Raw genomic sequence first — 13,138 nt, 5'->3', positions numbered from 1 at the left:
TATCTCAATCCCTTACATAACAGCATTTATCACTGACAAAGTGATAGTTACCAAAGAGCTTTCATCGTTACCAATGATCGGCCTCCTAATTTGCATGTTATTTATTGGGTTTTCAGCACTTTCAATTCTTCGAATATTTACCGTAGCAAAACTACAAACACTCATGGATTACTTTATGATGTCAAATTTTATGGACCACTTGTTGAAACTTCCCTATCGCTTTTTTGAGAACCGATCAAGCGGAGAGCTAATCTTTAGAGCAAACTCTAATATGTATATAAGACAGATCTTATCAACACGAACGGTGACTTTAATAGTTGATAGCCTTTTGTTATTTGTCTATATGCTGTTGATGATGAGAATTTCGATTTCAATGTCCATGATTGTTCTAGGTATTGGTGTTACTATTCTAATCCTTTTGATTTTAAGTTCAAAAATTACAAAAAACTTATCGAAATTAAACATTCATACACAAACCCGTGTGCAGAATAGCTTAACGGAAAGTATCACTGGGATAGTAGATGTGAAGATGATGGGAAATGAAGATTTAATTCTTGAAGAGTGGGAAAAAGATTTCAAGAAACAACTGTCGAACACCGAAAAGCAGAATAAATGGACAGGTTCTATCAGCTCGATAACCACTTCACTACAATTTATTTTCACCTTATCAATCTTGTGGTACGGGGCTTCGATGGTAATAAAAGGTGATATAACACTAGGGACCCTATTGGCGTTCAATACGCTTGCGCTTTCCTTTATTACACCATTGATTTCATTAGGGACAACCTATATAGATTTTGTGGTGGTTGGGACATTTGTGCAAAGACTATACGATGTGATTGGTGCAACCTCTGAAAATTTGACAGAAGGTTCAAATAATGTAGATACCTTGAAAGGGAAGATTGAGTTTTCAAATGTTTCCTTTAAGTATGATGAGTTCGCGAAAAATACAGTAGAAAACTTAAATTTTGTAATTAACCCTGGAGAGAGGGTGGCAGTGGTGGGTCTTTCCGGATCAGGAAAGAGTACTATAGCTAAACTTATTCTTGGATTGTATATACCAACTGAAGGAGAAATTCTTATAGACAATCAACCTTTGCAAGAGTTTAATCCCCGTAAAATAAGAAGTAAAATGGGAGCTGTTCTACAAGATGCAAGATTGTTTAACAAGTCCCTGTATGAAAATTTAATAAACAATCAAAAAGAGGCAACTTATGAGGATGCTGTTGAAGCGACTAGAATTGCATGCATTCACGATGAAATTATCAAATACCCTATGGGATTATTCACGATTGCTTCTGAAAATGGTTTAAACTTCTCCGGTGGGCAAAAACAAAGATTTATTTTAGCTAGAGCGCTTCTAAAGAAACCAGCCATTCTCGTTCTCGATGAGGCAACAAGTGCTTTAGATAGTGTAACCGAATCTCAAATAACGAAGAACATCAGAGAAAACATAGCTTGCACAACTCTAGTCATCACTCATCGCTTAAGTACCATCATGCAAGCCGACAAAATAATAGTAATAAATGATGGAAAAGTTAAAGGAATTGGCTCCTACGAAGAATTAAAGAAATCGAATGAACTATTCCAAGATTTATATAAAACTCAACTTATAGAGGAGGAAGAACAAAATGAACTTGAAGTACACATGGTATAAAATACTTAGCATCCTAATCTTTACTTTTTCTTTTACACTTTTAATCAACACTAATGATGTGAAGGCAAGTAGTTCCAATAATAATGAAAAAAATCAATCTTTAATGATAATGTTAGATTCAGAGAGTGAATTAGGCAACATAGCACGAGAAATCCGCATGAAATTTAAAAATATAAAAGTGAAAGAGATTGATGCAATTAATGTCCTGGTTGCAGAGAATTTTTCAGGTGATGAAATAGAAGAATTCAAAACATATCTTAAACAAGATCTTGGTGTAAGTGAAGATGAGATCGCAACGGATTTATCATTAGATGTCCCTATTGTAGAAAAGATATCTCATGGAACTTCGTTGCTATTAGACAACTATGAGATTAACTCACCCAATATTTATGATGAGCTTTTATGGGATATTAAGCTAGTTACAAACAATTACGCTTCCTATCAACTAAGTAAAGGATCCCCTGAAATCAAAGTAGGAATTATTGATTCAGGAATTGACTTTAATCACCCGGCTTTGAAGGATAATATTATTAGTCAGGGTCATTCTTTTGTTCCCGGGGAAATGAGCACACAAGATTATTTAGGTCACGGGACAATGGTTGCCGGCGTAATTGCTGCTGATGGAAAAATGAAAGGGATAGCACCGGAAATTGGACTAGTCCCATATAAAGTTTTTGACGCGAAAGGGGCCAATTCTAGTTGGGTAATTGAAGCCATCATCCAAGCCACGAATGACGATATGGATGTAGTTAATCTAAGTTTAAGCACTTTCAAATCTTTAAAAAATAAAGATGATAGAGCTATTATCAAAGCTTATGAAAAAGCCTTTAGATATGCAAAAAAACACAATACTACTTTGGTCGTTTCAGCCGGAAATGAGGGATTAGATATTACTAACCCGAAACTGTTAGCTGAACAACTGGAGAAGCCAGAGGATTTAATTATCCATTTGCCAGGCGGGTCTAATCACCTTATAACAGTGGCAGCAACGAATAAGAAGAATTTATTATCTACCTATTCTAACTATGGTAAAAACGTTAGTATACTAGCACCAGGAGGAAGTTATGAATTTGATACGGAAACTTACACATTAGATTTGACATCAATGACTTTAACAACGTTTCCTACTAACCTTCCACAGACATTTATTAGTCAGTATTTAGGTCTTGATCATGGGTATGAAATGACAGTAGGAACGAGCGTAGCAGCCCCAAAAGTAACAGCCATCGTCGCTTTACTCAAATCGGAGTATCTTAAAACAAATAACAAAGAAATGAAGAATGAACAAGTGGAAAAAGTATTGTATCAAACATCGATGAAACTGGATGGTTACGATAAACATATTTCTCAAAGTGGTATCATTAATGCGTATAATGCACTATCGAAAATGAAAAAGTATAAGTAAGAATTTTTATACCATAAAAATCCAGAATAGCAATCACTCTTTTGTTAGTGAAACTATTCTGGGTTTTATTTTTGTTGAATCATTAAATATTATTCGGGTCTGAGAGAATTTCTCTTTTGAATAAATTCATTGAGGTATCTGGTATAAATCGTGACATTACTATTTGATTCAGTAAACGTAAAGATTCTTATGACTTCATCAGTTAGATCATAGCCATTTTTTATATTTCCTTTTGTTATTTCTAATAATCCTTCTAGATATTTGAATAGCAATCTTTCATAGATAAACTTCTCAGGTATATTAGAGTTTTTAACTTCAGATAGAAAAATAGTCGCTTCTTCAATTTTCTTTTTTTCTAAACAAACAATAATTGTATTAAATATAATACCGTATATATCAGCACGATGACTCATCAATCGAGCATAACGTTTACTCTTCTTGAATATTTCTTTAGATAGCAAAATGACAGATTCAATATTTAATACTTTAATCATATTTCCATAAATTGTTACCTCATACTCTCCCCATACCTCTAATGACCACAAGCTATTTACCACTAAATCTATCGATTCTTGAGCCAGAGGCTCCCCGGTTAAATCACTTAGAATTGCTTCAAACATTAAACTATTCATCCTAAAGTCCGTAATTTCAGTTTTAGTAAACTTTTCTTCTTCCTCTTCAATAATCTTACGGATAATAGTCACATTAGATTGATGATACGCCTTAATAACAAGTGACAATTTCTCTCTGAATTCACTCTTTTTAAACTCATTATGTGTGTAGAGAAATTCTTCTAAGGTAACGTTCATTCTATTCAACAAAGGAATTATCCTTGATAGAGTCACGTCTGACTCATCTCTTTCGAACTTTGAAATCATTGAGACCGACATTATATCTTTGGCGATATACTGAAGAGTTAGGTTCTTTTGTTTTCTAATTTCCCGAAAAGTTTTTCCGTAACTATCCATTTGACACCCACTTTTTCCAATATATTAGAAAAATTCAAAGCTATAGTAACGGTTATGAAATAATTAATTAAACAAACTTAAACAAGAGGAGGTAAAAGTGTAATGAAGAAAAAAATGTTACTAACGGGACTCATCCTGTATATCGTTGGTGGAGAGGTTTTGTCCGCAGTAGTTGAATCTCTTTTATATATTACCCCATAAATTTGGTAATGACTAGAGTTTAACTCAAATATTGTCAATCTCTTTTGCCTATGTATTTTGGAATAAAAGTAAAAAATAAGTAGCATATATCTTGAATGAAAATGGAGGTATTAATATGTTAAATAATGTTGTTCTAACTCCTAAAGAAATAGAGGTGGCATTATTAATTTCAAAAGGTCTGAAAGATCAAGAAATAGCCAACAGATTAAAAGTTAGTAGAAGGCGAGTATGTGAGATCGTACACTCCCTAAAAAATAAGTATAATGTCGAAAACAGAGTGGGAATTGGTGTAACCACTTATTTACTAGGCATACTGAAAATCGCATAGATTTGATAATAAGTTCTAAAACTGATTAGAAAGTGGTGATTTTCATGTTCCCTAAGTGGTTTATGTTAATAAACCTCCTGTTTGGTTTTGCTCATTTGATGTTAGGGCTATATACCATATTTAGAAAGACAGGAAAAAAGGCTAAATGGTTACCTAAAAGAGTGACAAATTCAAAAAAATCAATGATAACTATTGGAATATATGAAATACTTACCGGTATTCTATTTTTCACTATCTTGGCTATGAGTCTTCTAGAATATACTATAGTCAATATTAGTATTGTTTTAATTTTTTACTTTGTACTTTCTTTAATTTTTTGGGTGTATTATCAATCGGACCACCTGAAAAATGATTCAATTAAATCTAACTTCTCAAAATAAATACTTATTTATTTCAGGCTACCCCATGGAAACAACTGGTCGGAAGGAGCCTGTTTTGTTGTGTATGGTACCTATGCTCTAATGCCCGATATCGCTCGCTGCATTATCCTCAAAAATCGTTCCATGTTCAAAAGTAACGTTGAAGAGAAGTAGACTTTATTTTAAATACGAAATGAGTATTTTTAAAATGGTGAAATTTGATTAGATACTTTAGTGGGGTGAGATTGTGAAATACTTTGAAGAAGCCAAAAATATTTGGATAAATTACGTTCCAAAGAGTGGTCAATCAGATACTGTTGAAGGTGAATTAATAAGGGCGATTGAAAAGCTTCGATATGAAGCACAGAATAATGGGAATGGTAACTGGGATGAAGGGTTTGAACTATTTTGCCAGTACTTATGGGATAATCTAAACGATAACAGAGTTTTTGGACATGATGTTTTAAATGAAATAAGAACATATATTGATATGGTAAATAATAGTGAAGTACCGTACTTTGAAGATGATTTATATGATCGAATTACTGACCGTATCATTGAATGGAGTTTAGCTCATAAAGGTCCAATTAAAAGGGAAAAGGACCCAAAGCAATATAGATAAGTTATTAAACAAACAGGTGCTTTAGCTTAACGAGAAGTTTGATTGTAGGGGGGATAATATGTCAAAGTACATTAGTATATTTTTCTTAACTTTAATGGTTAGTGTAATTTTCTTTTTTATTTTTTCTAATTTGTTTGATGGCGGGGATTATGCTGAAACAGCGATTTATACATTCGGTACAATAATTGTTATACTTCTATCATTTTTGATTTCACTCCTGTACTACTTAATAAATTTATTAAAAAGGAAAATCTGACTTTTCACTAACGTGGTGCTTTAGTAAAAAAAGACAGGAAAAGATGAGCTTGGAGAAGCATTTCCAAGCTCATTTTCCTATACAAAATTAACCACTAACTTTAGCATAGCCTTATAAAAAAGGCTCCCACTAAAAAGAAAGTGGGAGCTACTATAGTTTCATATAATTATAAACTGAATTTACCTTTTTTCACTACTAGTGGAATTCCACCGATCATGTAAAGGGCACGATTATCGATTACTTTTTTCATAATTGATGCTTTTGTACCTGTAAGTTTTCTTCCCATTACATCTCCAATTGCATCATGTTCACCAAGAGAACAAACAGTTCCTTTTAAACTTGGTACAAATTCTTCTGTCGCATTACCATTCATAAGGGCAACAATGTTTTTTGCAATAGTTACTGCTTGTTGCATTGCAATTTGAGCTGTTGGTGGATACGGACGGTTAATAGCTTCATTGATCATTAGAGCGCAGTCTCCCACGATAAATACATCAGGGAATCCAGGAGCTCTCATATCTTTTTCTACTTTAACACGCGCACGCATATTTTCAATACCCGATGACTCCATTAAGCGATTCCCACGAACACCTGCAGCCCATACTACTGTACCAGCTTTGATGAATTCAAATTCTTCTTCGCCTGTTTTAATTTTTACGCCTTCTGGAGTTGCTTCAACTACTGGAGTTCCAATAGAGAATTCAATTCCTTTAGCTTCTAATTGTCTTACTGCATAATCAACTAGCTCCGGATCAAATCCTGGTAATACCATTGGAGCTGCTTCTACACAAACTACACGTACTTTATCTTTTGGCACATCGTATTCTTTACAAAGTTCAGGAACGCGATTTCCTAATTCACCTAAAAATTCTATACCTGAGAATCCTGCTCCTCCTACTACGATTGTTAGGCGAGTATCATCTTGTACTTCTTCTGTAGACCATGATGCAAATTGGTATTCAATATGGTCACGAATTTGACGAGCAGCATTTACGTTAGCAATTGAAAGCGCATATTTATCTAAACCAGGGATACCGAACGTTTCACCTTCGAAGCCTAAACCAATAACTAAGTAGTCATATGTATACTCACCAGCACTTGTTGTAACTTTTTTAGTATTCACGTCAATAGCATCGACTGTAGCTTTCACAAAATTTACTTTACTAGAATTGATAACACTTTTCACATCATAACGAACTTGATCTGGTCGTAGAGTACCAGCAGAAGCTTCATGTAACCAAGTAGATTCATAATGATAGTCATTTTTATTGATCAATGTAATATCCGCTTCATTTGCACCTACTAATTTTTGAAGGTTTACTACTGTAGATAATCCACCATATCCTGCACCTAATACTAGAATTGTTGGTCTTTTCACGAAGATCGCAACCACCTTTTTATATTTTTTAAGAAAAGTTATGACACAAAATTTACATCATTAAACTCTTCATCTTTGTCTAGTGTTCGACAAAAACCCTTACTTCCTATATTAGACCTTTTTACATATGATTTCAATACATTGTTATTTAATTGTAAAGGTCTGAAAATCCTGAGTTAAAATCTCAACAACTATATTAACATGCCAATAAAATTTTCATGTAAGGTGCAAAAAAAAAAAGAACATTTTCATTAATAGAAAATGTTCTTACATATGACTAACAGCTTTCAGGTGTTCCCTCTTTTTTGGCTGTTCTAAATGATGTCCCACATCCGCAAGATGCAATAGCATTAGGATTTTCAATCGTGAATCCGCCACCCATTAATGATTCCTTATAATCGATTGTGGTTCCATTTAGTATAGAGGCATCTTCTGTTGACACTACTATTTCTATTCCATGCTGATGAAGCTCTATATCTTCTTGCTGTTTTTCTTTTTCAAATCCCATCCCATAAGAAAGACCGCTGCATCCACCACCATTTACTGAAACTCGAAGGGCAGAGCCTTCTTCTCCATTATGCGTCATCATTTCTTTTACACGGTAAGCTGCCGCTTCAGACAAAATAACTACTTCTGTCATCTGAATCACCTTTCCTTTCTTTTTTATCCCGCATTAAAGGGCATTAAGTCTCCCAATTCAAGGCTCGGTCCAAGCAAAAAAGCATTAGCGGGAGATAACTGCCCGTAAAAGCCCGAATGGTTCGGGCCAACAGGATGTTGTTCACTCAGGCATTGCCGCACGAAGCTGCGTTATTTGTCTGAGTTCATTTTTTCAATCAGTATGGATGAAGAAAACCCTCACTGAATGAAGTTTCACTTTATATCATATCAATGTTTTTACTATGTATACAAGGAAAACTACTCGAATATTTACTTCGCTTTCAAGATGAATTTCAGGTATAATAGAACTATAACGTAGTTGAGTGAAAAGAGGACTAAAGATGGAATTAACTCCCTATTATCAAAAAGACATAGAATGCTTAAACTGCAAACAAAAGTTTAAAACAACAAAGGTCCGCTCAAAATTTATAAAAGTTGTATCGCATCATACAGATTTTCAACCTATTTATGAAAACAAAGAAGTAAATCCATTACTATATAATATATTTGTTTGTGAGCATTGTGGATTTTCGTTTACAGATGACTTTACAAAATATTTTGCTCCAGGAGTAAAGGAAATAATCCAAGAACAAATTGCCAGCAAATGGACTCCAAGATCATTTGGCAATGAACGAACGATTGAAGAAGGAATTATGACCTATAAACTAGGAATTCTTTCAGGGACTTTAAAAAAAGAGAAATTTGTAAGTATTGCAGGTTTAGCACTACGTACAGCTTGGTTATTCCGACTACAGAATAAGCAGAAAGAAGAGATTCGGTTCATGGAAATTGCTCGTGATCGTTATGCGGACTCCTATTTAAATGATGACTACAATGGCACACAAATGTCCGAATCCCGCATGCTCTATTTAATAGCAGAATTATCTAGAAAAATAGGTGATATCGAATATGCTACACGGTATTTTTCTAAAGTAATTGAAAAACAAAATTCTTCCATAGAACCAACTATTATTGAAATGGCAAAAGATCGTTGGTATGAAATTCGTGCTCAAAAAGAAAAAGAAGCCCTTTAAAGAGGCTTCTTTTTAAATTTATCCCGCTTTAACGGGCTGGCAGATAAAGTTGCCATATCCTGTGGTTCGTACCATAGGATGTTAGTCACTTTATTAAAATACTTGTTCTACTTCTACTACTCCTGGAACTTCTTCCAAAAGTGCACGTTCAATACCTGCTTTAAGTGTAATCGTTGAACTTGGGCAGCTGCCGCAAGCTCCTAGAAGGCGTAGTTTTACAATACCATCTTCAATATCTACAAGCTCACAGTCTCCACCATCTCTAAGTAAAAATGGACGCAATTTATCTAAAACTTCTTGAACTTGTTCATTCATTGTATCAGTCATATCTATCGACTCCTTTCGCTATAATCATTATAATGTGAAGGAAGGAAAAAATCCAATAAAGAATTCCGAGGAGGTCACCATTATGACGTTTCAATCTTTAAATATAGAAGTATATGGAGCTGATGTTGTTTGCGCAAGTTGCGTAAATGCGCCATCTTCCAAGGATACATACGAATGGCTACAAGCTGCCATCGACCGTAAATTTCCAAATCACCAAGTTACTTTCACCTATATCGACATCGAAAAGCCAATTGAGAATGAGCGACACCAACATATCGCCAACCAAATAGCTGAGGATGAATTCTTTTATCCACTCGTGATGATTAATGATGAAATGATTGGTGAAGGCTATATCCAGCTAAAACCTGTCTATGCCACACTTGAGAAATATGGCTATACAGAATAATTCAACAAAAAAAGAGTCGAAATGCTCGATATAGCGCATTTCGACTCTTTTTAAATTACCCGTTATGACGTTTATACATCCAAAGTAAACCAGATTTCATCAAACGTGCGATTCGTCCAGTTACAGAGATATCTGCCAAGTATGCAAATCCTTGTTTTTTCCCAAGTGAGCCCATAAACCCTTTAAGTTTGATTTCCGGCATCTTCTCAGGAAGTGGTGTATCCTTCCAGCGTGCTTGAAGCACTTTAACAATTTGCTCAGCTTGTTCTTCCGCTAATTGGGCACTTGGCGCTAATGGAAGAGATGCAGCATCACCAACGACATATACATTTGGATAGCTTGGTAAATCGTGATATTGTGTTAAAATGACGCGGCCTGTTTTATCTTTTTCACCTGGTAGGGCTCTTACAGGAGCCGCTGGTTGAATACCCGCTGTCCAAACAACCACATCTACAGGAATTACTTCTTCGTGATTGTATAATTTGTTCGGTTCTACTTTTGTAATGTTAGAATTACTAACTACGTCTACATTGTTATTATCAAACCATTTTTGTACATAATTACTTAATCTTTCTGGGAAGTCTCTTAAAACACGCGGACTGCGGTCAAATAACTTGATCGACAAGTCTGGACGGCTTTCACGAAGTTCACTTGCAAGTTCTATTCCGCTAAGTCCTGCTCCCACAATTCCTACAACAGAACCCGAAGGTAGACCCCCAATTTTATTGTAAGTATCTCTTGAACGCCCTATCGTTTGAATACTATAAGTAAATTCATCAGCCCCAGGTACGTTATGATATTTGTCCTCACATCCAAGTCCAATTACTAAGTCATCATAAGAAATCGCTTGTCCATCAGCTAGTAAGACTTGTTTGCTTTCTACATCAATTTCTATAATTTCTCCGTAGGTAACTTTTAATTTTTCGTTTTCTGGGAATGCTACTCGAATACCACTATCCGGAGAAGTTCCAGCAGCTAGCGCATAAAACTCAGTTTTTAAACTATGAAATGGCGTTCTGTCTATTAAAGTAATTTCTACATCATCAGGAATATTATTCGGCAATAAGCGAAGTAATATTCGCATATTTCCATATCCCCCACCTAACAATACTAATTTTCGCATAATATTCTCCCTTAAATTTAATGTCATCTCAAATTATAATAGATTGTGATACATTTCACAATAGAACATCTTAATTGACGTTTTCTTTAAAAAAGAGTAGCATGACCATGTAGTGAGGTGAACAGCTGTGAATCCTATGGTTGAATTTTGTATAAGCAACCTTGCAAATGGGTCCCAAGAAGCTTTTGAAATATTAGAACAGGACTCTAATTTAGATGTTTTAGAGTATGGTTGCCTTAGTTATTGCTCCCTCTGTTCTGAAACTTTATTTGCCATTGTAAATGGTGAGGTTGTAGAAGCAAATACCCCAAGCGAACTTGTTGCAAACATTTATCAATATATAGAGGACAATCCCCTATTTTAAAAGACTGAGACTAGAGCTACAGTCTTTTTTTATTTTGTCCATTCACTTAAAGATTCTAAATAATAGGTAGGTTGCTCTGATTGAAGTTTTACTTCTGCTGTACTATTTACCCCACTATTCACATGTACTGTATCAATCCCCATACGAATTCCAGTCAAAATATCTGTTTGATAATTATCCCCAATCATCACCATCTCTTCTTTGCTAAATCCATATTGTTTTTGTATGAACTCTAACATAAATGGTTGAGGTTTTCCCATATACATAGGCTCTACTCCAGTAGAATGCTCGACCAATTTTGTAAAAGCTCCATTACCCGGTAAAAACCCTATTTCTGAAGGAAAAGCATGGTCACTATTAGTGGATAGAAATGCTGCTCCTGCCCTTACTGAAAGACAAGCAGTAGCTAGCTTTTCATAATTAATGTCACGATCAATTCCAAGGACGACAACATCTGCCATTCCTTTAGTTATGGAAATACTTCTTGATTTTAAAGCATCTTCCAACCCAAGTTCGCCAATCATAAATACTTCTTTACCCGGTATATACTCGTTAATATAATTTGCCGCGGCAATGGAAGATGAAATAATATGGGCAGTATCTATATGAATATCCATTATTGCTAGTTTTTCTTGCAGCTGCTTTTGGGTCATGGAAGAATTATTCGTAACAAAAAAAGGCTCCGTTCCATTGCTTTGCAAATAATGTATAAATTCAACCGCCTCAGGAATGGGCGTTTTTCCTTTATAGACGGTTCCATCTAGATCAATAAAATATGCTTTATAATTTAACATTGGAATCCTCAGGTAAAAATGCAGAAACTGGCCCTAATTCATCTACTAGATATGTTTCCACAGCTTTAGGGTATTCCTTTAAGAATCGCAAATTCTTTGTCAGAACTTCCTCTAATTTTAGATGGTCCACCGCATAAAATTGACGAACAAGTACTTTTCTATATTCGATAACTTCTTTTAAAGGTCGATCCATTTCAACAGTGATAACTTTTTCATCCGTTAAAATATCGATTATATCATCGTATCCACCTGGATCGCGCATGATAAACCCATCAATCATTGAATTTCCTACATCGATTATAGATTCGATAATATTATGACCAATTCGTTCAAACGCTAATTTGGATACTTCATCTGCTTGCCAATCTTGTTTTGCCTCTATAATGTTTAACAATTGGTTCATATGTGCCAATGTTAAAGCTATTTTTTTTCTATCTACAAAATACATGGAAAGGCCTCCTAATTGTTGTTCATTTGATATATACTCCTATTCTATAGTACCATAATTCTTAGGTAGGAAGGAGTGTCACATGGTGGAACGATTTTATTTGTACGATGATGTAGAGGATACGAAAACGCGATTTGTTGGCTTTACAGGGGAATCCCAAAGATATGATCTAGCTATTTCCCAAAGCTCTCGATTTTTTGGAAAAGTACTAGTTATGGATATACAATATGGACGAGCAGCAATAATAGGAGCGGATGATGTGGAGGAACCGGGCTATCTCGAACATGTATTTAATAGATCAGAAGAAGAAGCAGTAGAACTACGCGATTATCTACGCGAATTATTAAGTTGATACAAAGTGGCTAGTTGTGATTACTATCATGACTAGCTATTTTTATGTGCACTCTCGGATAGCCCATTAACCCTGTGTTATAGCCCATAAAACAAAAAAACCTTGAGTAGATCATAATTGATCTTGCTCAAGGTTTTCGTTTACTTCTTTTATAGCTTCTACAGGAACTATTTTAGGAGCTACTCCTGTTTTCTTTACGACAAAATAGGCACAGCCAAAATTACAATATTCATATAAATAATCTTTCATCGTCCCTATTTTTGTGTCAAATGTAGCTTTATGACTACGATCCTCAAAAAAACCTTTGAGGCGAAGCTGACCATAGCCCCAATCACCCATAATATAATCGTATTTGGTTAAGATTTCACTATAACGATCTAAAAAAGCTTCTTCTTTAAATGCCTCACGATAATCTTCTATAATCTCATAAGTAAAGCCTTCTGCAACTATCATTCA

At 34.8% G+C, this 13,138-nt stretch carries 17 protein-coding genes; 9 read left to right on the top strand and 8 right to left on the bottom strand.

Features of this window, described 5'->3' with window-relative positions; translation table 11 throughout:
* Window position 1: 1 nt before the first annotated feature.
* Window positions 2-1,657, top strand: coding sequence for a peptidase domain-containing ABC transporter (locus MKY37_RS17160; RefSeq protein ID WP_340779969.1), 1,656 nt, complete (start codon window positions 2-4; stop codon window positions 1,655-1,657).
* The gene (locus MKY37_RS17155; protein ID WP_340778907.1) at window positions 1,632-3,062 is read left to right on the top strand and encodes a S8 family serine peptidase; all 1,431 of its coding nucleotides are present in this window, start codon (window positions 1,632-1,634) and stop codon (window positions 3,060-3,062) included. Before MKY37_RS17160 ends, MKY37_RS17155 begins: the two co-directional genes overlap by 26 nt.
* A gap of 89 nt (window positions 3,063-3,151) precedes the next feature.
* Here MKY37_RS17155 and MKY37_RS17150 read toward each other — a convergent pair whose 3' ends face one another.
* Entirely contained in the window at window positions 3,152-4,030 is an 879-nt protein-coding gene (locus MKY37_RS17150) for a helix-turn-helix domain-containing protein (RefSeq protein ID WP_340778906.1), read from the bottom strand.
* Window positions 4,031-4,346: 316 nt separating this feature from the next.
* Between MKY37_RS17150 and MKY37_RS17145 the strand changes: the two genes are divergently transcribed.
* The 3 genes from MKY37_RS17145 (at window position 4,347) to MKY37_RS17135 (ending at window position 5,796) form a co-directional block, all read left to right on the top strand.
* Entirely contained in the window at window positions 4,347-4,559 is a 213-nt protein-coding gene (locus MKY37_RS17145) for a LuxR C-terminal-related transcriptional regulator (protein ID WP_340778905.1), read from the top strand.
* 606 nt (window positions 4,560-5,165) lie between these two features.
* The gene (locus MKY37_RS17140) at window positions 5,166-5,540 is read left to right on the top strand and encodes a hypothetical protein (protein WP_340778904.1); all 375 of its coding nucleotides are present in this window, start codon (window positions 5,166-5,168) and stop codon (window positions 5,538-5,540) included.
* Between the two features lie 58 nt (window positions 5,541-5,598).
* The gene (locus MKY37_RS17135; RefSeq protein WP_340778903.1) at window positions 5,599-5,796 is read left to right on the top strand and encodes a hypothetical protein; all 198 of its coding nucleotides are present in this window, start codon (window positions 5,599-5,601) and stop codon (window positions 5,794-5,796) included.
* 166 nt (window positions 5,797-5,962) lie between these two features.
* Here MKY37_RS17135 and MKY37_RS17130 read toward each other — a convergent pair whose 3' ends face one another.
* Both MKY37_RS17130 and MKY37_RS17125 read right to left on the bottom strand, forming a co-directional pair.
* Complete coding sequence (locus tag MKY37_RS17130; RefSeq protein WP_340778902.1) at window positions 5,963-7,174, bottom strand: NAD(P)/FAD-dependent oxidoreductase; 1,212 nt, start codon at window positions 7,172-7,174, stop codon at window positions 5,963-5,965.
* Window positions 7,175-7,451: 277 nt separating this feature from the next.
* Window positions 7,452-7,814: a HesB/IscA family protein gene (locus tag MKY37_RS17125; RefSeq protein WP_340778901.1), complete on the bottom strand. Its 363-nt coding sequence runs from the start codon at window positions 7,812-7,814 to the stop codon at window positions 7,452-7,454.
* Window positions 7,815-8,175: 361 nt separating this feature from the next.
* Here MKY37_RS17125 and MKY37_RS17120 point away from each other — a divergent pair, with 361 nt between their 5' ends.
* The gene (locus MKY37_RS17120) at window positions 8,176-8,868 is read left to right on the top strand and encodes a DUF2225 domain-containing protein (protein ID WP_340778899.1); all 693 of its coding nucleotides are present in this window, start codon (window positions 8,176-8,178) and stop codon (window positions 8,866-8,868) included.
* Between the two features lie 93 nt (window positions 8,869-8,961).
* Here MKY37_RS17120 and MKY37_RS17115 read toward each other — a convergent pair whose 3' ends face one another.
* Window positions 8,962-9,195, bottom strand: coding sequence for a NifU family protein (locus tag MKY37_RS17115; RefSeq protein WP_090567122.1), 234 nt, complete (start codon window positions 9,193-9,195; stop codon window positions 8,962-8,964).
* A gap of 82 nt (window positions 9,196-9,277) precedes the next feature.
* Between MKY37_RS17115 and MKY37_RS17110 the strand changes: the two genes are divergently transcribed.
* Window positions 9,278-9,601: a YuzD family protein gene (locus MKY37_RS17110; protein WP_340778897.1), complete on the top strand. Its 324-nt coding sequence runs from the start codon at window positions 9,278-9,280 to the stop codon at window positions 9,599-9,601.
* A 55-nt stretch (window positions 9,602-9,656) separates the two neighbouring features.
* Here MKY37_RS17110 and MKY37_RS17105 read toward each other — a convergent pair whose 3' ends face one another.
* Window positions 9,657-10,724, bottom strand: a complete 1,068-nt coding sequence (locus tag MKY37_RS17105) for an NAD(P)/FAD-dependent oxidoreductase (RefSeq protein WP_340778896.1) — start codon at window positions 10,722-10,724, stop codon at window positions 9,657-9,659.
* Between the two features lie 127 nt (window positions 10,725-10,851).
* On the opposite strand from MKY37_RS17105, the gene MKY37_RS17100 reads away from it, so the two are divergent.
* Window positions 10,852-11,088, top strand: a complete 237-nt coding sequence (locus MKY37_RS17100) for a YuzB family protein (protein ID WP_340778895.1) — start codon at window positions 10,852-10,854, stop codon at window positions 11,086-11,088.
* Window positions 11,089-11,117: 29 nt separating this feature from the next.
* Here MKY37_RS17100 and MKY37_RS17095 read toward each other — a convergent pair whose 3' ends face one another.
* Together MKY37_RS17095 and MKY37_RS17090 are read right to left on the bottom strand one after the other, a co-directional pair.
* Entirely contained in the window at window positions 11,118-11,882 is a 765-nt protein-coding gene (locus MKY37_RS17095) for a TIGR01457 family HAD-type hydrolase (RefSeq protein ID WP_340778893.1), read from the bottom strand.
* Window positions 11,869-12,330 (bottom strand): DUF86 domain-containing protein, encoded by a 462-nt coding sequence (locus tag MKY37_RS17090; RefSeq protein WP_340778891.1) that lies wholly within the window; start codon window positions 12,328-12,330, stop codon window positions 11,869-11,871. Before MKY37_RS17090 ends, MKY37_RS17095 begins: the two co-directional genes overlap by 14 nt.
* An 85-nt stretch (window positions 12,331-12,415) precedes the next feature.
* Here MKY37_RS17090 and MKY37_RS17085 point away from each other — a divergent pair, with 85 nt between their 5' ends.
* Window positions 12,416-12,682, top strand: coding sequence for a DUF3055 domain-containing protein (locus MKY37_RS17085; RefSeq protein ID WP_093537775.1), 267 nt, complete (start codon window positions 12,416-12,418; stop codon window positions 12,680-12,682).
* A 111-nt stretch (window positions 12,683-12,793) separates the two neighbouring features.
* On the opposite strand, the gene MKY37_RS17080 is transcribed toward MKY37_RS17085, so the two are convergent.
* Complete coding sequence (locus tag MKY37_RS17080) at window positions 12,794-13,135, bottom strand: YutD family protein (RefSeq protein WP_211895023.1); 342 nt, start codon at window positions 13,133-13,135, stop codon at window positions 12,794-12,796.
* Between the last annotated feature and the right edge of the window lie 3 nt (window positions 13,136-13,138).

Source organism: Psychrobacillus sp. FSL K6-2836, assembly GCF_038003085.1.
In the GTDB taxonomy this organism is placed as follows: domain Bacteria; phylum Bacillota; class Bacilli; order Bacillales_A; family Planococcaceae; genus Psychrobacillus.
Note: the sequence above shows the minus strand (reverse complement) of the source record. Positions and strands in the feature narration are given on the sequence as shown.